Source organism: Halomonas sp. H2 (assembly GCF_050215315.1).
Lineage (GTDB): Bacteria > Pseudomonadota > Gammaproteobacteria > Pseudomonadales > Halomonadaceae > Vreelandella.
The window spans coordinates 3,908,130-3,928,759 of record NZ_CP189760.1 but is presented as its reverse complement, the minus strand read 5'-3'; the positions used below and the strand labels follow the sequence as shown (position 1 = coordinate 3,928,759).

Sequence of the window (20,630 nt, the reverse complement as noted above, 5' to 3'; positions counted from 1 at the left end):
AAAATTATTAAAAAGCGGTATTCATATTTTGCTGCTATCGATTTACCGTTTTGCCAATGCTTAGTCAGGCTTAGTAAAGAACACTCGTTAGTAACTCAGGAGAGTCATTATGTGTGGCATTGTGGCCGCCGTTGCTCAGCGCAACGTCCAAGAAATTCTGTTAGAAGGACTAAAACGCCTGGAGTATCGCGGCTACGATTCAGCCGGTATGACGGTGTTCAGTGAGGGCGTATTAACTCGCCACCGAGCGCTGGGTAAAGTCGCTGCGCTCGCCGCACAGCTTGACGATGCCGCGCTACCGGGTTTCTCGGGCATCGCGCATACCCGTTGGGCCACCCACGGAAAACCCTCTGAGGCCAATGCCCATCCGCATCACAGTAGCAATCAGGTTGCCGTTGTCCACAACGGCATTATTGAGAACTACGAGCATATAAAAGATGGCCTGCAGCGTAATGGCTATGAATTTAGCTCTGAAACCGACACCGAAGTGATTGCCCACTTACTGTCTGAAAAGCTGGCTAGCGGCTTTAGTGTATTTGAGGCCACTCAGCAGATTGTCAACGGTTTAGGCGGCGCCTACGCGCTGGGCGTGATGAGTGCTGCCGACCCCGGTGTGGTTGTCGGGGCCCGTCAAGGTAGCCCGCTGGTGATCGGGGTGGGCATTGATGAAGCCTTTTTAGCCTCCGATCCGCTGGCGCTGCTACCGGTAACGGATCGCTTTATTTACCTTGAAGAGGGCGATTTGGTTGAGCTGCGCGAGCAGGGAGCCATTCGCATTGTTGATCGTCATGGTAACGACGTTGAGCGCCCTATCCATACCTTTGAACACAGCGATGGCGCGGCCAGTAAGGGCGAATACCGCCACTACATGCTCAAGGAAATTTTTGAGCAGCCGAAGGTGATCGAGGCAGCATTAGAAGGGCGGCTGAGTGCTCAAAGCGTGTTAGTGGAGAGCTTTGGCCCCGATGCCCAAGCGCTTTTCCAGCGTGCCCGCCAAGTGCATATCATCGCCTGCGGCACCAGCTACCACGCCGGGCTGGTGGCGCGCTACTGGCTAGAGCGTTACGCCGGGGTACCGGTTCAGGTTGAAGTGGCCTCTGAGTTCCGTTACCGCCACCCGGTCGTGCCCGAAGGCACGCTGTTTGTCAGCCTCTCCCAGTCGGGCGAAACCGCCGATACGCTGGCCGCACTACGTTTTGCGAAAACACTCAACTATGTCGGGTCGCTGGCAATTTGTAACGTGCCCGGCAGCTCCTTAGTGCGTGAGTCGGACATTACCCTGATGACCCGCGCAGGCCCTGAAATTGGCGTCGCCTCCACTAAGGCCTTCACCACTCAGTTGGTGGCGCTCATGCTACTCACGCTTTCCGTGAGTAAAGCAAAAGGGCAAGCCGAATATCCAGATATCATCGCCGCACTGCGCACGCTGCCCGAGGTATGCCAGCGGGTGCTGGCGCTGGATAGTCAGATTGAAACGCTTTCCCAGGCGTTCGCTGAAAAACATCATGCGCTCTTCTTGGGGCGCGGTGCCCACTACCCAATTGCTCTGGAAGGGGCGCTTAAGCTCAAAGAGATCTCCTATATTCATGCCGAAGCGTATCCCGCCGGGGAGTTAAAGCACGGCCCGCTGGCGCTGGTGGACAGCGAAATGCCGGTGATTTCGGTCGCCCCCAATGACGACCTGCTCGAAAAGCTGAAATCCAACCTGCAGGAAGTCCGCGCCCGCGGCGGCCAGTTGTTTGTGTTCGCTGATGAAGGCGTGGGCATCGACGCCCAGGAAGATATCCGCGTTCTGACGCTTCCCCACGTGCATGAAGCGCTGGCGCCGCTCCTCTATACCCTGCCGCTACAACTGCTGAGTTACCACGTAGCCGTGCTTAAAGGCACCGATGTTGACCAGCCGCGTAACTTGGCGAAAAGTGTGACGGTAGAGTGATTTAGATGTCTGACTTTAGATTTAGTTGAGCCAATAAAACTGCGCATGAGATGCGGCAATAAGTCGCATCTCATGCGCAGCCGTTGCGTTGCAGCATGTCGTTAGGGTGCTTATGATCATGGCGGTCTTTCTCCCTCCTGACTGGATAATACTGCTATGAAACCACCAAACGTCCTCGCAACTCGGCATTACGCTAGCCGGGTCGCTTGGCTGTTGCTCGCCTGCACGCTTTTTGTCTTTCCTTCCCTCTCTTATGCCGCCGCTGGGCCCCTTGATCTTACTCTCTCGCTTGCCGGTATCTCTTCTGTCGTGATCTTCGTGCTCGCTTATGCGTTGGTGATGAGTGAAGAGCTACTGCATATGCGGAAATCCAAACCAGTGTTGGTTGCAGCGGGCCTTATTTGGGCGCTTGTGGCCTGGGTTTATGTACAAGCTGGGATGCCTGAAGAGGCGGAAACCGCTTTTCGTGAAACGCTGCTTGAATACGCTGAGCTGCTGCTGTTTTTGCTGGTCGCGATGACCTATATCAACGCCATGGAAGAGCGGCGAGTATTTGATGCGCTGCGCTCTTGGCTGGTGCGCAAAGGCTTCAGCTATCGCAGCCTGTTCTGGATCACCGGTGTCATGGCGTTTGGCATTTCAGCTATTGCCAACAATATGACCACCGCCATGCTGATGTGTGCTGTAGTGCTTAAAGTAGCAGAAGGCGATAAGAAGTTTATCGGCCTTTGCTGCGTCAATGTGGTGGTCGCCTCCAATGCAGGTGGCGCCTTCAGTCCGTTTGGCGATATTACTACGCTAATGGTATGGCAGGCGGGCCAAGTGCCATTTGGCGGCTTTTTTGTGCTGCTGATTCCTGCGATCGTTAATTTCATGGTGCCTTCAGTAATCATGAATTTCTTCATCGTCAATCGTCAGCCTGCCTCGCTGAAAGAGAACGTCTGGCTTAAGCGCGGCGCCCGTCGAATCATTTTGCTGTTTTTAATCACCGTGGCGATCTCGGTACTGTGTCACTCGATCCTTTACTTACCACCTGCCATGGGCATGATGTTTGGTTTAGGTCTTTTGCAGTTCTTTGGTTACTACCTGCGTCGCAGCCTTCCACGCTCGCTTGAACGTAAGCGTGAGCGCTACTCGCGCCGGGGCGATTGGAAGAAGCTGGAGCAACTGGGTAGCGTGGTGCCGTTTGATATTTTTAGTCGTATTGCGCGCTCTGAGTGGGACACGCTGCTGTTCTTCTACGGGGTGGTGATGTGCGTGGGCGGGCTCGGATTTATGGGTTATCTCAGCCTACTCTCTGAAACCCTCTACGGCAGTTGGAACCCGGTGTGGGCGAACGTGGTGCTGGGGCTTATCTCGGCGGTAGTCGATAACATCCCGGTGATGTTTGCGGTGCTTTCCATGGCGCCGGATATGTCGGAAGGTAACTGGCTACTGATTACCCTAACCGCCGGTGTGGGGGGCAGCTTGCTCTCCATGGGCTCCGCTGCTGGGGTTGCCCTTATGGGCCAGGCCCGGGGGATTTATACCTTTGCGGTTCATCTGCGCTGGGTACCAGCGATTTTATTGGGCTACGTTGCTAGCATCGCGGCGCATTTATGGATTAACGGCGCATTGTTTTAAGCGCTGCATAGCAAACTGAAAACGCCCCGCATTGGTTATTCAATGCGGGGCGTTTCTTTAGCGGACGGTCAATAACGTCGTTAACCGCCAATCCTTATAGATCGTGGCCGGTAACGACCTGGCAAATTTCCGCAAAACTCTTTGCTCTAGGTACGGGGTTAATGTCTTTATCCACCGCACTCTGTATATCGCTAGCTGAGATGAGGCCACGAATTCTAAGTTCGTGGTTATCGTTTTGCTCGGTGATTAACAGGTGTTGATCGGTAAAGGCTTCCATCGACAGTACAAGGTCTTCAATCGTCAGCGACCCCAGCTGTGAAACGGGCATGGCGCTGAGCTTGTGCCACGAGGTCATAATCATTTCAGCCGTTATATCTTCACGAGAGAGATTGCGCTGCTGCATGGCTAGGTTAATACGCCGGGCACCAATCATCTCTTTTGAGGTAACAACGCCAATACAGTGTGCCTGTTTATCCATAACGAACAGCAGGCGTACCCCGCCGTGGCGCATCTTAAGGTGCGCCTCGTCGATGGGCGTGTCGGCTGTAACGGATTGCGGCATTACCTGTGAAAAGTCGGTAAGCACGGCCATTGCAGGGCTAGTCGGCAGCAGTCGCTTGGTTGCCGGCATGGCCAGTAGTGGCGTTGAGCTTAACTGAACTAATGGCTTCGGTGAAAAGGTTACTTGGTTCATCGGTGGGCCTGCTTGTGGAGAAAAGGCGAACCGTGGCTATCTGGTTCACTGTGTGACTCCACAGTTGCACGCAATTCTTATCGCAACCTTAAGAGATCTAAAACGTCGCTTAAGAAACCAAGAAAATGCTATTCCTCTTGAAGGCGCTGCAGATAAATACGCACACGCAACCCGCCGTTGGGGGCATCTTCAAGTTGAAGCTTGCCTTTGTGCCGTGTGACTAACCGCTCAACGATCGAGAGCCCTAACCCGGAACCTGCGCTGGGGCCTGCACGCTGAAAGCGCTCAACCACTTTTTTGCGTTCACTAATCGGTATACCTGGGCCATGATCATCCACCGTTAATTGAAAGCCTGCTGACGTTGCCGTTAGCGTGATACTGATCGCGCTTTGACTGGGTGAGTGCTGAATGGCATTGCCGACCAGGTTTTGTATCAGGGTTTCTATGCCACCGGGCTCTTCCAACATTAACCAATCGGGTTGCTCATCTGCATTTAGCAGTAGCTGTTGGCCCCGCTCTGCAGCCAGAGGTGAAAGCTTGGCCAGCGCCTCACGTACCTCACTGAGTAGGTGGGTGGTGCGGTACTCAGGCTGCGTCTCCTCTTCGGGTTCCAGGCGCGCCAACGTTAATAGCTGGGTAACTAACCGCGTGGAGCGGGCTACGCCGCCGCGAAGGAGGCTTAGCGCTTCGCGCCGATCATCACGATGATCGGCGGTTAGGGCATTTTGCGCGTGTAGATCAAGTACCGCTAAGGGGGTGCGTAGTTCATGGGCGGCATCGGCAATAAATCGCTTCTCGCGCACGCGCATGATGCGGATACGTTCTAATAGCCGGTTAAGCGCTCCGGCGATCGTATCCAGTTCCTGGGGCAGTGGGCTAAGCGTCAAGGGCTGTAAATTGTGTGGATCACGGCTGCGGATCTGCTCCGCCATACGCGACAATGGGGCCAAGCCCCAGCCAATTGACCACCATAGCAGGGCGGTAAGGAGTGGTAGGCCAATCAGGTCGGGCATCAGGGTTCGGAGCGCCACCGCTCTTATAACGTCGCCGCGCACATCTTCACGCTCGCTGACGATAATTCGTTGGCTGGATTCAGTGACGTTGAGTACGTAAATACGCCATTCGTGCCCGCCAATATGTTGACTAGTAAAGCCGGGGGGGAGGCCTGCCATTGGTGCGTCGGGGGCGTTGGTAGAGCGCAACAGCAGATGATCCTGTTGCCATAGTTGAAAGGCCAGTTTGCTGTCATCACGGTGCTGAGCAAAGCGCTGGTCGGATTGCACGGCGCGTTCTAACGCGTCTTCCACGCTATTGAGCAGTGCGCTGCGAGCCTCTTCCGGCAGAGGTGCTTGCAGTATCCCCTCGAGTAGACGTGCGTTCTGCGCCAAGCTGGCATCGTACAACGCTTCAATTTCATGGGCAGCATAGCGGTAGCTGAGACAACCAATCACCAACATACTAATGCCAAACACCAGCAGTGCGAGTCCAAGCGTGCGTTGGCGGATAGAGGTCATGAGTGCTCATCCTGGTCGGCTTTATCCATTACGTAACCGATGCCGCGCAGCGTACGAATAAGCTGAGGAAAAAATTTGCGCCGTAAGTGGTGCACGTGAACCTCAATCGCGTTGCTTTCTACATCTTCATCCCAGCCATAAACCAAACGCGTTAATGTATTGCGGGTAAACACGCGGCCAGGGTGGCTCATAAACTCTTGGAGCAGGGTCAGTTCACGCCGTGACAGTTCAACAGGCTGATGCTGATAGCTGACCCGCATGGTTAAGGGATCAAGCCGTATACCGCGACACTCTAGGGCACTGCTCACCTGATCACTACTGCGTCGCAACAGGGCGCGCAGGCGTGCTTTTAGTTCAGCGACTTCAAACGGCTTGGTTAAATAGTCATCGGCACCTGCGTCTAACCCATCAATGCGTTCGTCGACCGCGTCGCGAGCGGTTAACACTAGAATAGGCACACGATTACCCTGTCGCCGCACGTCCTCAAGTACCTGCATTCCATCCATACGCGGTAGTCCCAAATCGAGAATTACCACATCAAACGGCTCTCCTTCCTTCAAGGCCGCCAAGGCGGTGATGCCATCGCCAAGATGATCCACCGTGTAATGTTCAGGTTTTAAGGCCAGGCGAATGCCCGAGGCTAAGCTGGGGTCGTCTTCTACCAACAGAATACGCATGGCGTCGTGGGCTCTCCTCTAAGCAATGGTTACCAGGGCACTTAAAAGGGTGGCGTGCAAAGGCTTAGGCCGTCAGGATGATGGTTATAAATGATAGGCCAATAACGTAGCACGCTTTGTTACTCCGTCGGAGTTCTGGATCGCATCAGTACGGCAGCGTTTATTAGCGTGGAAAGGCGATAGCAACAGGAATACAGCGTCAAAATAAGGCGGCAATAGTCACCGTTAAATGCATAGGCGCGCTTAGTAGCATTTTCTTGCGCTTTGCGTTGCCGTTATACTAGCCCCAATACGCACGTTTTGGCGTCTCGGCTGCGCATCGTCGTTGGTGGCGCTGCCGCGAACAGGGGTTAAGAACAAACGTTTAATGACAATACTCAAGAGGTGGTGAGAGTGAAAGCTAAGCTGATCATGAGCGGGCTGGCGGCCCTCGGTTTCATGGCGGGCACGTCGAGTGTTTATGCCCAAGATGATGTCGCACGTGATGCGATTGCCGAGCGTTTGGCGCCGGTAGGGCAACTCTGTTTACAAGGCGAGGAGTGTGGCACCGCAGCGGCACCGGCGGCAGCCGCTAGCAGTGGCGGTGATATCGACGGCGAGGGCATCTACGGCAATGTGTGTAGTGCTTGCCACGAATCGGGCGCTGCTGGTGCGCCTATCCGCGGTGAAGAAGAGGCCTGGGCTGAGCGCACTGAGCAAGGCTTTGCCACGCTGTTAGAGCATTCTATCAATGGTATTGGTGCAATGCCTGCTCGTGGTGGCAACCCCAACCTCTCTGATGAAGAGATGGAAGCGGCGGCTGCCTATATGGTCGAGCCCGTCATGGACGTGCCTGAATTAGGCGGTGGCGATGAAGCTGCTGCTGAAGATGAAGCAGCAACAGAAGAAGAAACGGTAGCCAGCGACGGTGCAGCGAGTGAAGAAGACGCGGCAGCAGCTGAAGAAGCCAGCAGTGGCGGCAACGGTCTAGACGGTAAAGCACTCTACGCAAGCTCTGGCTGTGTAGCTTGCCACGCCTCGGGCGTAGCCGGTTCACCAATACTGGGCGATTCTGAAGCCTGGGCAGCGCGTTTGGAAAAAGGGGCTGAAGAGCTGTACGCCAGCGTCATTAACGGCCTTGGCGCTATGCCTCCTAAAGGCGGTAACCCCAACCTCGCTGACGAAGAGGTCATGGCCATCGTCGATTATATGATGGCTGAAGCCCAGTAGCGGCAAGCAGCACACTGATTCAGTTTGCTAAGTTTATCCACAGGGTGTTTTAGCTACCGCCCTGTGGATATTTTTTATAAGCCAGTTTTTATAAGTCAGTTTTTATAAGCTCAGTTTCATCATCACCCCAGCAGCGAGCGCAGCCCGGCAATGGCGTCTTTGCCACGGGCCTGTTTCTTATCCGGATCCTCCTTATCGGCACGACCTTCCCACTCTAAATCCTCCCCAGGCAGCTCGTCTAAAAAGCGGCTGGGCGCACAGTCCATCAGTTCGCCGTAGGCTTTACGCTGACGCGCGAGCGTCAATGTTAGCGTGCGCCGCGCCCGAGTAATACCCACATAGGCTAGTCGCCGCTCCTCCTCCACGGTGCCTACTTCGATGGCGTTGCGGTGGGGCAGCAGATCCTCCTCTAAGCCCATCAAATAGACATGGGGGAACTCGAGGCCTTTTGAGGCGTGCATAGTGAGTAGCTGTACGCGATCGGAGTCATCCTCTTCAGCCTGCTGTTCCAGAATGTCGCGCAGTACCAGGCGTGAAATCGCTGCTTCCACGCCGTCGGTTTCGGTATCGGTGGAATCGGTATCGTCCTCTGGGTCGCGATTGAGGGATTTTTCTAGCTGGTCGATCAAAATCCACACATTGGCCATACGCCGTTCGGCAACGGTGGGCGCGCTGGCGTTTTGATACAGCCAGGCCTCGTAATCCATATCCCGCAGCATATCGCGAATGGCGGCAATCGCATCGCCTTGATCCATGCGCTTGCGCACGCCATCGATAAAGTGCGTGAATCGACTTAGCCGCTCTACGGCTCGGGTTGGTAATACCTGTTCCAAGCCCAGCTCGTGGCAGGCAGCGAACAGCGAAATTGAGCGCTCCGTAGCGTAGTTGGCGAGTTTCTCTACCGTTCCAGGGCCTACTTCCCGGCGCGGTACGTTTACTATGCGTAAAAAAGCGTTGTCGTCGGCGGGGTTAATCAGCAAGCGCAGGTAAGCCATGGCGTCTTTGATCTCATTGCGCGAGAAAAACGACGTACCGCCGGAGAGCTTGTAAGGAATCTGGTAGTGCTGCAGCTTGAGTTCTAACAAACGGGCCTGGAAGTTGCCGCGGTAAAGCACCGCAAAGTCGCGCCACTCGGCTTTTTCTTTGATACGGCGGGTGAGCATTTCGCTGGCGACCCGCTCGGACTCCGCCTCTTCATGGCGATTCACAATCACCCGAATGGCCGCGCCGTCGCCCATATCCGACCACAGCGTCTTCTCATAAACGTGGGGGTTATTGGCAATCAGCGTGTTGGCCGCGCGCAATATAGTGGCAGTAGAGCGGTAGTTCTGCTCCAGCTTGATGACTTTCAAGCGCGGGAAATCTTCGCCTAGGGTAATTAAGTTTTCAGGGCGGGCGCCGCGCCAAGCGTAGATCGACTGATCATCGTCACCCACTACGGTAAAGGTGGAGCGCTCAGCCATGAGCAGTTTCACCAGCAGGTACTGGGACACGTTGGTGTCCTGGTACTCATCCACCAGCATGTAGTGGATTTTGCGCCGCCAGCGCTCTAGCGCCTCCGGGTCGCGCTGCAGCAATACCACCGGCAGCAGAATCAGGTCGTCAAAATCCACCGCGTTATACGCTTTTAAATGGCGCACGTAGGCTTCGTACACCCGAGCCGCAAAGTGCTCATCGTCATCCGCGGCAAACGAGAGCGCATCACTGGGCAGCACTAAATCATTCTTCCAGGTGGAAATTTTGCTCTGCACGGCGTTGATCTGCTCAGCATCCACCTGGGCGTCTTTATTCATTAAATCGCGCAGCAGCGCTTTGGCATCTTCCGGATCGAACAGCGAAAAGCCCGGTTTATAACCCAGGGTTTTAAGCTCGCCGCGGATAATATTCAGCCCCAGGGTGTGGAAGGTGGAGACCGTTAGCCCATGGCCCTCTTTGCCGTGGAGCATTTGGCCTACGCGCTCTTTCATCTCCCGGGCGGCTTTGTTGGTAAAGGTCACCGCGGCGATTCTGCGCGCGCTCATCCCGCACTCTTGGACCAAATAAGCAATTTTGGTGGTAATCACACTGGTTTTGCCCGAACCAGCGCCCGCCAGCACCAAGCAGGGGCCATCGATATAACGCACCGCTTCCTGCTGGCGCGGGTTTAGCCCTTTAATGCGGCTAAGAATGCTCTTGGGCGTGGCAGGCGTCATGGCGTCGGTGATCCTCTGCGAGTGTTGCTAGGCTATTTCGATTACAATCGGCAAATGCATGATCAACAGGCAGGTGGCGATGTTTGAAGTAGCGCTTTTTGAACCGCGTATGGCGCCCAATACGGGCAATATCATGCGCTTGGTGGCCAATAACGGCTGCCGTTTACACCTGATTGAGCCGCTGGGCTTTGACTTGGAAGAGAAAAAGCTGCGTCGCGCCGGACTGGATTACCGTGACCTAGCCAACGTGACTCGCCACGCAGATTTTAGCGCCTTTCAACAGGCGATGCAGGGCCGGTGCATCTGGGCGATCACCACTAAGGGCGCGCGCAGCTACAGCGATGCCGACTTTTCCCCCGGCGATGTGCTGCTGTTTGGCTCGGAAACCGCTGGGCTTTCACCTCAGGTGCATGAAGCGCTCACTGCTGAGCACAAACTGCGCCTGCCCATGCAGCCCAACAACCGTAGCCTCAACCTTTCCAACGCCGTGGCTATTGTGAGCTACGAGGCGTGGCGCCAGCAAGGCTTCGCTGGCTCGGTTTAATCAGTTAGCGATCCCGTAGCGGTCACGGTACGCCCTGATCGCTTCGGCATAAGCGAGCATTTCGCCACCAGCATGCTCTTCTAGGTAAGTGAGCACTTGCTCCAGAGTGACGATACTGACCACCGGCATACCATACTGGGCCTGCACTTCTTGAATCGCGCTCTGTTCGCTCTGGCCGCGCTCCTGACGATCTAGGGCGATAATAACACCCGCTGCGCGCGCGCCGCTTTGCTCAATCAGTGTCATCACTTCGCGAATCGCGGTGCCCGCGGTAATCACGTCATCAATGATCAAAATATCGCCAGACAGCGGCGCGCCGACAATATTACCGCCTTCACCGTGGGTTTTGGCCTCTTTGCGATTGAAGGAGTAAGGCATATCCAGGTCGTGATGATCGGCCAGGGCCGCCGCCGTGACCGCGGCCAGCGGAATGCCCTTATAAGCCGGGCCAAACAGCACATCGGCATTTAAGCCGCTATCGACAATCGCCTGAGCGTAAAAACGCCCGAGCTTGGCCAGCGCCCGCCCGGTTTGAAACAGCCCGGCGTTGAAAAAATAGGGACTAACGCGGCCAGATTTCAGGGTAAACTCGCCAAACTTAAGCACACCTTGCTCAATGGCAAAGGCAATGAAATCGCGCTGGTAGGGTTGTAGAGTGGTGGCCACGGCATTCCTCACTAGGCGGTAGGTTTAAATCGGCACGAAAGCAACAATATAAGTAGGGTAAATGGCAAGTTTTACTCGCTGCTTTTACCCAAACGTCTAAACGTCGGGTATCATACAGCAGCGACGCAAAAGGGACGATTTATGAAAATTGCCAGCATCAATGTCAATGGTATTCGTGATGCCGTCGATCGTGGCTTCCTGGACTGGCTGGCTCAGCAGGATGTCGACGTAGTCTGCGTGCAGAACATCAAGGCAAAAAGTTTTGAACTGGGCGACCACATTCTGTATCCGGAAGGCTATGAAGGCTATTTCCTGGATGCCGAAGAGGATGGTTTCTCCGGTGTGGCACTCTATTGCCGCAAAATCCCCAAGGCGATTATGTATGGTCTAGGGTTTCCTCAGTGTGACCATGAAGGACGTTTTCTGCAGGCGGATTATGAACGCTTCAGTATTGTCTCTTTCCTGATGCCTGATGGAAGTGACCAAAAAGCTAAGCAGACATTTATGGATCAGTACCAAGAGTACCTGACGAAGATGTCGCGCAAACGGCGCGAATACATCCTCTGCGGTACTTGGCATATTGCCCATAAAACCGTCGATTTGGCTAATTGGTCGGACAACCAACTGACCTCAGGCTTCCGCCCGGAAGAGCGCGCCTGGATGGATCAGGTGCTTGGCCCCGCCGGGTTTATCGACACCTTCCGCGAAATTAACCGCGATGTAGGTGAGTACACCTGGTGGCCGAAGCTCGACCAAGACGTGCCCCGTGAGCGCCAGGAAGGCTGGCGGATCGACTATCAGTTAGTCGGCCCCAACTTCCGCCGCCACGTGGTCGACGCGTGGATCGATTACGATGCGACCTTCTCCGAGTTCGCCCCGCTAATCGTTGAGTACGACCTGGCGCTCTAAGCGCTAGGCAACGAACTTTTCCCGCGTCGCCTGTCACCCTTGCTGATTAGCCGGGGTGACAAACAACAGGCCAGCATTTAGCTGGCCTGTTGTTTTTTACGCCTTACTCCTCACACCTCACCTTCATTACCCTCGAATACCCAGCGCTTCACGCTGCTTCTCGCGCAGCTCACCACCGGCTGTCTCGGCCAAATCGAGCATCGCGTTCAGCTCGGCGCGAGTGAAAGCACCTGCCTCGGCGGTACCCTGCACTTCGATCAGCTCGCCGCTTTCGGTCATCACCACGTTTAAGTCGGTATCGGCTTTGCTGTCTTCTGGGTAATCCAGATCCAGTACCGGTACGCCTTTATAAATACCCACGGAAATAGCGCTCACCAACTGCTTGAAAGGGTCGCTTTTAATCTTCTTCTCGCGCTGCAGATAGCGAACGGCATCCATCAGTGCCACGCAGCCGCCGGTAATCGCTGCGGTGCGGGTGCCACCATCTGCCTGGATAACATCGCAATCCACCGTAATAGTGAACTCACCGAGTTTCTTCAAATTCACCGCAGCGCGCAGGCTACGGCCAATCAAGCGCTGAATTTCCAGCGTGCGGCCGCCCTGTTTGCCGCGGGTCGCTTCACGGCCACTACGGGTGTGAGTGGCGCGGGGCAGCATGCCGTACTCAGCGGTGACCCAACCTTGATGTTTGCCGCGCAGCCAGCGCGGTACGCCTGCTTCAACGCTGGCATTACACAATACTTTGGTATCGCCAAACTCAACCAGTACCGAGCCTTCCGCATGGCGGGTGTAGTCACGGGTTAAGCGAATGTCGCGGAGCTGGTCGGCCTCGCGGCCGCTGGGACGCACAACATCAGGACGCTTAGCACTGCTCACAAATAGTACCTCTCAATAAACGCACAACTAGGAAAAGCCCTCCATTGTACACGTCTGGGCGTGCGCTGATGGGCCTATCGAGTAGACTGTTGGCAATGCTTTATACACCGTTGTTCTCTATTAGGATGAAACATGGCCACTTCCAGCCGCGTACACAGCATGACCGCCTTCGCCCGCACCGAGCAGGCCGCTCCTTTCGGCACCCTGCAGGTGGAAATCCGCTCGGTGAACCAGCGCTATTTAGAGCCTCACTTCCGCCTACACGAAAGCCTACGTGATTTAGAGCCGGTCCTGCGCGAGGCGCTGCGCACTCGTTTAGCCCGTGGCAAAGTCGAGTGCAGTGTTCGCTTTGAGAGCGCCGAAACTGCCCAAGCTCCGGCTGTAAATAGCGCCCGCTTAGCCGCCATTGCTGATGCGCTAACCGCCATTCAGCAGCAGGTACCCAGCGCCGTGCCGCCCACCACGCTTGCGCTACTCAACCAGCCCGGAGTAATGGAAACCCAGCACCTTGACCAAGACGCCATCAAAACCGCCGCCAAAGCGCTGTTTGACCAAGCGCTGGATGAGCTGATTGAGGCACGTGCCCGTGAAGGGGAAAAGCTTGCCGAGATGATCACCACCCGCCTGACAGCGGTAAGTGAGCAGGTCGCCACCGTGCGTAGCCTGCTACCGCAGATTCTGGAGCGCCAGCGCGCCCAACTGCTGGAGCGCTTGGAGGTTGCCAAAACTGAACTCGACCCGCAGCGCCTGGAAGCCGAACTGGTACTGGTGGCGCAAAAAGCTGATGTGGATGAAGAGCTAGACCGCCTGACTGCGCATATAGAAGAAGTGAGCCACCAGCTCGCCCAGAAAGGCCCCAAAGGCCGCCGTTTGGACTTCCTAATGCAGGAACTCAACCGCGAAGCCAATACGCTGTCGTCGAAATCCGTGGTGGCTGAGACGACCCGCTGCGCGGTGGAGTTAAAGGTGCTGATCGAGCAGATGCGGGAGCAGGTGCAGAATATTGAATGATGTTCCTGGGTGTTCGGCGTCGCTCTATAGTTAGTTGTAAATCAAAGAGTTATGTTTATTTGACAGTCATTGCGTTCGTGTAAGTTCTGCCAGGTTTGGGTAGTTGTGGGTAGTAGATTGGGGAGTGTTTTGTCGCTATATTGTATCGGCGAGATTGTACTCCCCAATTTTTTTAAGGCAGGAAAGTGGGCAAGCTACACAACAAGACCGTCAAGAAATTGATCAAAGAGAAGCCATCCGTGCGGCATGCCGACGGCAATGGCCTCTACCTTATGACCCCGAAGCGCGGCGACGCTTACTGGATGCTGCGATACACCACGCCAGCTACCAAGCTCCGGCGTGAATACACCATCGGCAAGGTAGACGACTGGTCTCTGGCCGATGCCCGCGATGAAGCAGCGAAACTGAGGTTGGCGATCAAGCGTGAGGGGGCCGATCCTGTGCAGGAGCGGCAGAAGGTCAACCAGAACCCTCTCAAAACGCTTAATGATCTTTACACAGACTACTATGAGCTTCGCAAGCGCGAGATAACGTCTCACCAGAGAGAAAAGAGTCTGTACGACAGGGAGGTGAAGCCTCGAATTGGGAAAGTGGAGCTGGAAAAGATCAGTCCGGTAGATATCAGCAAAATACTGCGAGACGTTGCGAGCGGTTACGATGATTACCCTCCGCGCCCAACCATCTCTAATGATCTGATGCGCTTACTAAAGAACTTGTTTGATCACGGCATCAAACTCGATGTAACAAGAAATAATCCCGCCTCTCCATTCCGCCCAAGAGATGCCGGTGGGAAGGAGAAGGCCGCCAACTACCCAATGACGGAACCCGAGGTTATCGAGTTCTTCAACAGGCTCCGGGTGATTCCGGCACAGTTCAGCCGTGAAAACTACCTAGCCTGTGCGTTGCTGATAGCGACTTGTACAAGAAAGATGGAGCTTTTGGCGGCGCCGTGGTCGGAATTCGATCTAGAGAACCGTATCTGGTACTTGCCCGAGGAAAGGACCAAAAAGAGAAGGGCTATCGATATTCCTTTGGCGGAGCCCGCCGTGGAATGGCTGAAAGAACTGAAAGTACGCTCCTGCGGTAGTGAGTGGGTATTCCCCGCTCGCAGGATCAGCAAAAAAGCCCGGACGCCGTTTGTGTGCGAAAACACGCTGAACCACGCACTCAAGAAACTCTTTGAGCAAAAGTTCTTCTCGTTCGACAAGCGCCGCGTCCACGATCTTCGCGGTACGGCCAGAACGAAGCTGGGGGAGCTTGGCTTTGATGACAATCTAGCCCAGCGCTGCCTGAATCAGTTACCCGGCAACCGTTCGGACCGGGTGTATAACCAACATGGGTATTTTGAGGAACGGAGGGTCGCCCACGAGGCGCTCTGTGAATGGTTAGCGCCCATCGTGAGAGGTGAGGTCAGTTCCGGTGTCAACAACGGTGAGTTTTGACCGCTTTACGGACTTTTAGCACTGTTGCTGACACCGGAGAGTAAAGGGGCCACTCAGGTCCCTTGCTGTTCAATCCAGGCTAGCAGATCCGATAACCGCCACGCCACCGAGCTGCAGCCCAGCCTTAGCCGCGCCGGAGCAACTTTCTTTCGTTCCAGCGACCACCACTGGGTTCGACTGACGCCAGTAATCGCACGGCGATCCGGTTCTCTGACCAGTCGTTCGCAGTGTCCCGAAAGAGCCAGCAACCTGGCTCGCAGCTCTTCCGGAGGCGGGCTGAAGATTTTGTCACTCATCCTCTACCACCTCCGGGTTGCCGCTGGGAAAAGTGGGAAACTGGGAAAGGGTGTCTCCATTTGGAACGCTCTGCCAGTACGTTCGCACTCTATCGGGCCAGACGGCAAAAAAGCGCTCGGAGCGGTCCGGAAGCGTGACTTTCAGTGTTCCACGATTTTGCTCGTTTGTCTCCAGAAAACCTCTCTGAAAAAGGGGCTCAATGTCGGCCCTGTACCGGCTCGGTAAGCCTAGATCTTTGAGGAAAGTCTCCCTTCTGACTAGCCATTGGAGCTCGCCGCTTACCTCTCGCCTAAAGCCCAACAGTCTCCCATAGTGCCCGCGTTCGAATTTTGAGAATCTGTGGTTCCAGCGCTCGACTGCGTCACGTAGACGAATCAGGATACTATGTTCCTCAGCGTCAAAAACATGTCCACGACGCTGAAGCCATGCAGCTATGACTCTCTCGACTGCCTGCACTGAGCTGGTTTCCGTCCAAGGCAGCAGATAATTTCTGCAGGCTAGACACAATGCTATGGCTACGAGAGCAAAGCGCTTGAGCACGCGGATTACCTGGGAAGCCATATGTGGAGTGACCCAGGTGTCCAGCAGCTTTTTAGTTTCCCGCTGGATGTATATAGGTAGCTCATCAATGTCGTCGGTCAGGCGTTCTATCCATTCTCGGAATAGCGCACCGTAGTATTTCTTCGTGTGCCTTTTTAGTGTGTCTACCAGCTCCTGAGAGCTCGGAAGCCCATGCAAATCATCAAAAGCGCCATACTTCCCAAAAACGGGTATTTCAACCAGGCGAGTTTTTTGCCCCGCTCTTACAGGCTTCCCGAGTTGTTGAAAAATCTCTGAAAGCCAGATTTCTCCCGAGCTGAGGCCCAGCGTTCGCCAGTGCGTTTGAGGGGCAAGGTCTCCGGTTTTCTGGGCGCGTAATTTGCTCGTACCGTTAAGGATTTGATAAGTGGCTACATCAACATCTTCAGGCTTGGCTAAGCCGATCTCATCGAGTGCCAGCAGCATGTCATTATGCACTGCAGATACTGCCGCCAGCCCGTTGGACGTCGATATCCAACTACGCATGAACGTCTGGGCGCCACAAACGCTGGTAGCGATTTGCAGTAAAGTAGTTTTTCCAGATCCGGAGTGGCCGCCGAAGTGATAAGCGCCGTTTTCAAGGTCAGCGGGTTGCAACAGCGGTGCAGCCAATGCCACGCCGACGCTGAATACCGCTAAAGAGTTTCCAGCGCAAAGGCGGCCTACGTGGGCCTGCCAATCTTGGAGAGAGCCCTTTTCTGACAAAATGTGGTCGGTTGATAACTGCCCAACGAAGTGATGCTGCTCATCCGCCTGACCTGCCGTCCAACTACTCGTTGCGAAAATGGGGCCATGCCAGCCGGTGCGGTCGACGGTGGTCGCCGGCGGCGCTTTTGCCATCGCCTCAAGCAAATATTGCAATATCTGCGACCAAGCTGCGTTGCCGGGCTTAAGCGGATAACCCGTGTCGACAAAAAGCTCTTTTATCTGACGAGCATTCTCACCGTGCAGGTCGCGGGCGTAAACCACCTCCCTCAGCATGGCGTTATCAAAGTTTTTCCATTGTAGTAGCACGCCGTGACCGTGCTTCTTTCCGGTAAGACGAGTCCGGGCGACAACCTCTAGCCAGCCGCCAAGCCAGTGCCACTGCTCAGAGCCGTAGCTGTACAAGCCGGAATCCCTCAGCTGAAATTTCATTTGCACCTCCGTCACAGCCGATCTAGCCAGTCACGAACATCCTGAATCCGGAACCTCACGGCTCGCCCGTGTGGGTTTGGTTTAATGGGGGCCGGAAAACGCCCAGATTGCACGTATCGCCGCAGCGTGGCCTGGGAAAGTTGGGTAACGGCACAAACCTCTTCATAGGTGAGCAAACGTTCATTCGTCTCGTTGAAATACTGTCGTTGCATAATCCACTCCTGATTCGTTGTTTAACGGACAGGAGTGATTATGAATAGTCCTGAAGTCACACCAGAACCGTGGAATTGGCCATTTTGGGCGCAAAGAGAAAAAACTTATAAGCATTTGAATTAAATGGTTAATTTATTTTGTTCGGTCGATCTTTATGTGAATTTCATCGGTTTTTGATCAAAAATTGGTGGAGTTTTAAACAATAGCCGTTGCCCGCCATCACCACGACATCATTATATGAGGCGGTAATGCCTGCTAACTTTCACATGTGAAAGTCAGAAATATGCGTGATCAAGACGGCCTCCTAAAGGCTCTTTTCGACGCCCTGTTATTTTATCAGCATGCACGTATCACGCCGGGCCTCCAAAAGGCCTCTTCCGCGCCCTTTTTAAGTGCCCCGAGGAAGTAGCGGGAATTGTTGTAGCGACGACAGTCAACCCGGTTCCATCAAGCTACCGGATACCGGTGTTGTCACTGATGTGGGAGGCCAGGGTCCCAAATTAATACTGGAACGCAGATCCCTCAGCCCATGCGGGCTATTTCATGGCACGTGGGAGCACAACGGCAAAGTCCCAAATCAGATAGTTACGTGGAAAGGAGTTGGAAAGGTCCCATGGCTGGGAGGAATGAATCTGCCTCCGCCCCCGCCTTTGTGTCCAAAAAGGGCAAAAGCACATGGCAGCTCAAGGCACTCGAATGTTTAGGATTGTTGGCAAATCCATAGAGAGGAGCCGGCAATGAGCAAACGAATGACTCACCAGGAAATCTGCGCAGAGTGGGAGTCGGTCAGCCGAGCCCAAAACGTGAACCATCGTCGCGGCACCGAAGCCGCCATCAAGCAATGCCGGCAATTTCTGGCTGCGATTCAGCAACAAGCGGACGTGGAGCAAGCGAGGTATCGCTATCTGGCGCAGCGGCTCTGTGATTACTTCTGGTCCCACAACATGGCTCATCGTAGCGACAAAACACCAGGCTATCCCGGGCACTTCGGCTGCCGCGTTCGACTCAGAAAAAGAAAACTGGAATTGTCCTGGTACTACAACCGCTTTGTCCCGAAGAAGAGTGGTGAGGGCCGATCAGTGTTTAGTGCGTACATCCGCAAAGAAGGCCGGTTCCGCTATCACAAGCCAGCCTTCACGCGGGCTCAGGACTGGGAACGACTGATCATCTCAGAGGTTGAGGCCGGTTTTGAAATGTTGCGAAGGCTCAATGCCAATCAAGCAGAGCTTCGTCGAATCGTGCTTAAAAGTGAGCGCCTCCTGAAAAATCTGGAGGAGCACCTCAGCGGACTGAAGGAGGCTGCCGGCGGGAGCGCATGCCCTTCCAATGAGGATAGGTGAAGGCTGTGGGCGCTAAAGCCCCTGCCTATTCACGCCAAAGCTGCATGTTTTGAGGAGCTATTGCTGGGCGCACCTAAATTTGCGGTGGCTCTAGATGCTGTCTTTTGCTGGTCTATTCAGGTCAGATCGGTTGTGTGCAGTTTAGTGCCTCGATATATTGATTAGTCAATGTAGTGTAGACTGATTCACCCTCGAAACTACGCTGCCTCAGATGGGGTGGCTACACCATCGCCCATAGGGAGCTAAAAGATGGCCGAACTGGACGACCGATGGCTGTCTGTCACAGAAATCGCCAAATACCTCGGTGCCAGTAACGACTCGGTTTACAGGTGGATCGAGAAGCACGCAATGCCCGCCCACCGTGTCGGCAGAGCCTGGAAGTTCAAAAAGAACGAAGTGGACGAATGGGTACGCAGCGGCGGTGCCAGCGACGGGAATAACGCCAATGCCTGAGGAGAAACAACTTGCCCGTTTCGGGTTCCGGTTTGAGCGTGGCGGTACCCACAGCTCCCGCACAATGATGCTGGACGAGCTCACGGCTCTGCTCGATTACGTAAACCGTGCTGACGCAACAAAGGCTGATTATCTGAATGCGATAGAGGAAGACAACTGCCTCGGCAAACGTTCAGGTAAGACTCGTCGCCTGACCTATAAGCATTTGGCTGAGCTTTATTCTCTGGACACAGCCCATGTGCTTTTTCGTGCCTTGCTGTACTTCTGGCAGCGAGATGAAGCAGGTCGGCCAATGCTGGCGCTGCTGGCTACCTACGCCAGAGACACCATTTTCCGTGCCAGCGCACCAATGATTCTCAAGACGCCGGAGGGATCAGTCATTACCCGTGAGTCGCTAGAGGAACTGCTCGATAGCCTGGAGCCAGGCCGTTTCAGCAAGGCGACTCTGAAATCCACAGCCCAGAATATCAACTCCAGCTGGACCAAATCCGGCCACCTTACAGGGCGAAACAAGAAAATCCGTAACCGAGCTGCCCCTACAGCAGGCAGTGCGGCCTACGCTCTGTTGCTGGGCTATCTGGCCGGTGCGCGTGGGCAAGGCCTGTTCAGTACCGAATACGCCAAGCTGCTGGACTGCTCCCGGGAACAAACCATTGAGCTGGCAGAGCAGGCCTCACGAAGGGGCTGGATAACCTACAAGCGGGTGGGGGATGTGATCGAAGTGCTTTTCCCCAACCTGATCAATCAGCAGGAACAGGAGTGGTTGCGTGAGCAGGGTTAAGCGCCTGATTCAATCGTACGGGCGACACATTGCTATCCCCTGGAGGGATGATGCCGCCGCAGCCCAGCGGGTGGTTTTCTGCGTTTACAACGAAAACGAAGAGCGCTGGCTCAGAGCCCGGGTAGACGAATTCGAAATTGTTACCCGGCAGGCGGGTCACGAATGGGTTCTGTTTGATTTGACCGACACCTTTGCAGGCTGGCTGGCTACCCAACGGTACGCAAAGAGCTATTTCCAGAAGCCGCACCTGCTGGCCACGGTGTTGCCAAAATATCTGGACTATATTGTGAGCGAGTTCGAGCGGGTTCTGAAAGAAACAAATGCCAACGACAACACCGTAGTGGCTGTCCAGGGTGTTGGCGCGCTTTTCGGTTTTCTCAAGGTCAAAGACGTTGTGGATAAGTTGGCTCCCCTGGTTGAGGGGCGGCTGTTGGTCCTGTTTCCCGGCAGCTATGAAAACAACAATTACCGGTTATTGGACGGTTACGACGGGTGGAACTATCTCGCAGTACCGATAACCGCAGACAAGGATTAAGG

Annotated in this window: 20 protein-coding genes; 11 read left to right on the top strand and 9 right to left on the bottom strand. The window is 54.8% G+C overall.

Going from position 1 to position 20,630, the window contains the following annotated elements; all coding sequences use genetic code 11:
- Positions 1-109 precede the first annotated feature (109 nt).
- Together glmS and nhaD are read left to right on the top strand one after the other, a co-directional pair.
- Complete coding sequence (gene glmS, locus ACQE2I_RS18225) at positions 110-1,936, top strand: glutamine--fructose-6-phosphate transaminase (isomerizing) (protein WP_427029425.1); 1,827 nt, start codon at positions 110-112, stop codon at positions 1,934-1,936.
- Between the two features lie 156 nt (positions 1,937-2,092).
- Positions 2,093-3,559 carry a sodium:proton antiporter NhaD gene (nhaD, locus tag ACQE2I_RS18220; protein ID WP_427029423.1) on the top strand — a complete coding sequence of 489 codons (1,467 nt, stop codon included), beginning with the start codon at positions 2,093-2,095 and terminating at the stop codon, positions 3,557-3,559.
- 94 nt (positions 3,560-3,653) lie between these two features.
- Here nhaD and ACQE2I_RS18215 read toward each other — a convergent pair whose 3' ends face one another.
- The 3 genes from ACQE2I_RS18215 to ACQE2I_RS18205 form a co-directional block, all read right to left on the bottom strand.
- Positions 3,654-4,253, bottom strand: coding sequence for a CBS domain-containing protein (locus ACQE2I_RS18215; protein WP_427029422.1), 600 nt, complete (start codon positions 4,251-4,253; stop codon positions 3,654-3,656).
- Positions 4,254-4,381: 128 nt separating this feature from the next.
- Positions 4,382-5,767 carry an ATP-binding protein gene (locus tag ACQE2I_RS18210; protein WP_427029421.1) on the bottom strand — a complete coding sequence of 462 codons (1,386 nt, stop codon included), beginning with the start codon at positions 5,765-5,767 and terminating at the stop codon, positions 4,382-4,384.
- Entirely contained in the window at positions 5,764-6,444 is a 681-nt protein-coding gene (locus tag ACQE2I_RS18205; protein WP_427029420.1) for a response regulator transcription factor, read from the bottom strand. The genes ACQE2I_RS18210 and ACQE2I_RS18205 overlap by 4 nt, the downstream gene beginning before the upstream one ends.
- Positions 6,445-6,837: 393 nt before the next feature.
- On the opposite strand from ACQE2I_RS18205, the gene ACQE2I_RS18200 reads away from it, so the two are divergent.
- The gene (locus ACQE2I_RS18200) at positions 6,838-7,653 is read left to right on the top strand and encodes a c-type cytochrome (protein WP_427029419.1); all 816 of its coding nucleotides are present in this window, start codon (positions 6,838-6,840) and stop codon (positions 7,651-7,653) included.
- Positions 7,654-7,775: 122 nt separating this feature from the next.
- Here the strand turns inward: ACQE2I_RS18200 and rep are convergent, their stop codons facing one another.
- Positions 7,776-9,845 (bottom strand): DNA helicase Rep, encoded by a 2,070-nt coding sequence (rep, locus tag ACQE2I_RS18195; protein ID WP_427029418.1) that lies wholly within the window; start codon positions 9,843-9,845, stop codon positions 7,776-7,778.
- Between the two features lie 79 nt (positions 9,846-9,924).
- On the opposite strand from rep, the gene ACQE2I_RS18190 reads away from it, so the two are divergent.
- Positions 9,925-10,389, top strand: a complete 465-nt coding sequence (locus ACQE2I_RS18190; RefSeq protein ID WP_427031502.1) for a tRNA (cytidine(34)-2'-O)-methyltransferase — start codon at positions 9,925-9,927, stop codon at positions 10,387-10,389.
- Here the strand turns inward: ACQE2I_RS18190 and pyrE are convergent, their stop codons facing one another.
- On the bottom strand, positions 10,390-11,055 hold the full coding sequence (gene pyrE / locus ACQE2I_RS18185) for an orotate phosphoribosyltransferase (RefSeq protein ID WP_427029417.1): 666 nt from the start codon (positions 11,053-11,055) through the stop codon (positions 10,390-10,392).
- Between the two features lie 141 nt (positions 11,056-11,196).
- Here pyrE and ACQE2I_RS18180 point away from each other — a divergent pair, with 141 nt between their 5' ends.
- The gene (locus tag ACQE2I_RS18180; protein ID WP_427029416.1) at positions 11,197-11,964 is read left to right on the top strand and encodes an exodeoxyribonuclease III; all 768 of its coding nucleotides are present in this window, start codon (positions 11,197-11,199) and stop codon (positions 11,962-11,964) included.
- Positions 11,965-12,090: 126 nt separating this feature from the next.
- Here the strand turns inward: ACQE2I_RS18180 and rph are convergent, their stop codons facing one another.
- Positions 12,091-12,813 (bottom strand): ribonuclease PH, encoded by a 723-nt coding sequence (gene rph / locus ACQE2I_RS18175; protein WP_427031501.1) that lies wholly within the window; start codon positions 12,811-12,813, stop codon positions 12,091-12,093.
- Positions 12,814-12,972: 159 nt separating this feature from the next.
- Here rph and ACQE2I_RS18170 point away from each other — a divergent pair, with 159 nt between their 5' ends.
- Both ACQE2I_RS18170 and ACQE2I_RS18165 read left to right on the top strand, forming a co-directional pair.
- A complete protein-coding gene (locus ACQE2I_RS18170; RefSeq protein ID WP_427029415.1) occupies positions 12,973-13,851 on the top strand; it encodes a YicC/YloC family endoribonuclease in 879 nt (292 codons plus the stop codon).
- 185 nt (positions 13,852-14,036) lie between these two features.
- Positions 14,037-15,293, top strand: coding sequence for a tyrosine-type recombinase/integrase (locus ACQE2I_RS18165; protein WP_427029413.1), 1,257 nt, complete (start codon positions 14,037-14,039; stop codon positions 15,291-15,293).
- Between the two features lie 53 nt (positions 15,294-15,346).
- Here the strand turns inward: ACQE2I_RS18165 and ACQE2I_RS18160 are convergent, their stop codons facing one another.
- The 3 genes from ACQE2I_RS18160 to ACQE2I_RS18150 are packed head-to-tail and all read right to left on the bottom strand — an operon-like array spanning position 15,347 to position 17,518.
- Positions 15,347-15,589, bottom strand: coding sequence for a helix-turn-helix transcriptional regulator (locus tag ACQE2I_RS18160; protein ID WP_427029412.1), 243 nt, complete (start codon positions 15,587-15,589; stop codon positions 15,347-15,349).
- Positions 15,582-17,306 (bottom strand): DUF927 domain-containing protein, encoded by a 1,725-nt coding sequence (locus ACQE2I_RS18155; RefSeq protein WP_427029411.1) that lies wholly within the window; start codon positions 17,304-17,306, stop codon positions 15,582-15,584. Before ACQE2I_RS18155 ends, ACQE2I_RS18160 begins: the two co-directional genes overlap by 8 nt.
- Positions 17,307-17,317: 11 nt before the next feature.
- Positions 17,318-17,518: a helix-turn-helix transcriptional regulator gene (locus ACQE2I_RS18150; protein ID WP_427029410.1), complete on the bottom strand. Its 201-nt coding sequence runs from the start codon at positions 17,516-17,518 to the stop codon at positions 17,318-17,320.
- 738 nt (positions 17,519-18,256) lie between these two features.
- On the opposite strand from ACQE2I_RS18150, the gene mobI reads away from it, so the two are divergent.
- The 4 genes from mobI (at position 18,257) to ACQE2I_RS18130 (ending at position 20,628) form a co-directional block, all read left to right on the top strand.
- Positions 18,257-18,859: a conjugative transfer protein MobI(A/C) gene (mobI, locus tag ACQE2I_RS18145; protein ID WP_427029409.1), complete on the top strand. Its 603-nt coding sequence runs from the start codon at positions 18,257-18,259 to the stop codon at positions 18,857-18,859.
- Positions 18,860-19,108: 249 nt separating this feature from the next.
- Positions 19,109-19,312, top strand: a complete 204-nt coding sequence (locus ACQE2I_RS18140) for a helix-turn-helix domain-containing protein (protein WP_427029408.1) — start codon at positions 19,109-19,111, stop codon at positions 19,310-19,312.
- Complete coding sequence (locus ACQE2I_RS18135; protein ID WP_427029407.1) at positions 19,305-20,093, top strand: hypothetical protein; 789 nt, start codon at positions 19,305-19,307, stop codon at positions 20,091-20,093. Before ACQE2I_RS18140 ends, ACQE2I_RS18135 begins: the two co-directional genes overlap by 8 nt.
- Complete coding sequence (locus ACQE2I_RS18130) at positions 20,080-20,628, top strand: BREX protein BrxB domain-containing protein (protein WP_427029406.1); 549 nt, start codon at positions 20,080-20,082, stop codon at positions 20,626-20,628. The genes ACQE2I_RS18135 and ACQE2I_RS18130 overlap by 14 nt, the downstream gene beginning before the upstream one ends.
- Positions 20,629-20,630 lie beyond the last annotated feature (2 nt).

What these genes read in the sequence shown, in the direction of transcription:
- glmS (WP_427029425.1), top strand. Translation starts at nt 110, where the DNA reads ATGTGTGGCATTGTGGCCGCCGTTGCTCAGCGCAACGTCCAAGAAATT.
- nhaD (WP_427029423.1), top strand. Translation starts at nt 2,093, where the DNA reads ATGAAACCACCAAACGTCCTCGCAACTCGGCATTACGCTAGCCGGGTC.
- ACQE2I_RS18215 (WP_427029422.1), bottom strand. Translation starts at nt 4,253, where the DNA reads ATGAACCAAGTAACCTTTTCACCGAAGCCATTAGTTCAGTTAAGCTCA.
- ACQE2I_RS18210 (WP_427029421.1), bottom strand. Translation starts at nt 5,767, where the DNA reads ATGACCTCTATCCGCCAACGCACGCTTGGACTCGCACTGCTGGTGTTT.
- ACQE2I_RS18205 (WP_427029420.1), bottom strand. Translation starts at nt 6,444, where the DNA reads ATGCGTATTCTGTTGGTAGAAGACGACCCCAGCTTAGCCTCGGGCATT.
- rep (WP_427029418.1), bottom strand. Translation starts at nt 9,845, where the DNA reads ATGACGCCTGCCACGCCCAAGAGCATTCTTAGCCGCATTAAAGGGCTA.
- ACQE2I_RS18190 (WP_427031502.1), top strand. Translation starts at nt 9,925, where the DNA reads ATGTTTGAAGTAGCGCTTTTTGAACCGCGTATGGCGCCCAATACGGGC.
- ACQE2I_RS18180 (WP_427029416.1), top strand. Translation starts at nt 11,197, where the DNA reads ATGAAAATTGCCAGCATCAATGTCAATGGTATTCGTGATGCCGTCGAT.
- ACQE2I_RS18170 (WP_427029415.1), top strand. Translation starts at nt 12,973, where the DNA reads ATGGCCACTTCCAGCCGCGTACACAGCATGACCGCCTTCGCCCGCACC.
- ACQE2I_RS18160 (WP_427029412.1), bottom strand. Translation starts at nt 15,589, where the DNA reads ATGAGTGACAAAATCTTCAGCCCGCCTCCGGAAGAGCTGCGAGCCAGG.
- ACQE2I_RS18155 (WP_427029411.1), bottom strand. Translation starts at nt 17,306, where the DNA reads ATGAAATTTCAGCTGAGGGATTCCGGCTTGTACAGCTACGGCTCTGAG.
- ACQE2I_RS18150 (WP_427029410.1), bottom strand. Translation starts at nt 17,518, where the DNA reads ATGCAACGACAGTATTTCAACGAGACGAATGAACGTTTGCTCACCTAT.
- mobI (WP_427029409.1), top strand. Translation starts at nt 18,257, where the DNA reads ATGAGCAAACGAATGACTCACCAGGAAATCTGCGCAGAGTGGGAGTCG.
- ACQE2I_RS18140 (WP_427029408.1), top strand. Translation starts at nt 19,109, where the DNA reads ATGGCCGAACTGGACGACCGATGGCTGTCTGTCACAGAAATCGCCAAA.
- ACQE2I_RS18135 (WP_427029407.1), top strand. Translation starts at nt 19,305, where the DNA reads ATGCCTGAGGAGAAACAACTTGCCCGTTTCGGGTTCCGGTTTGAGCGT.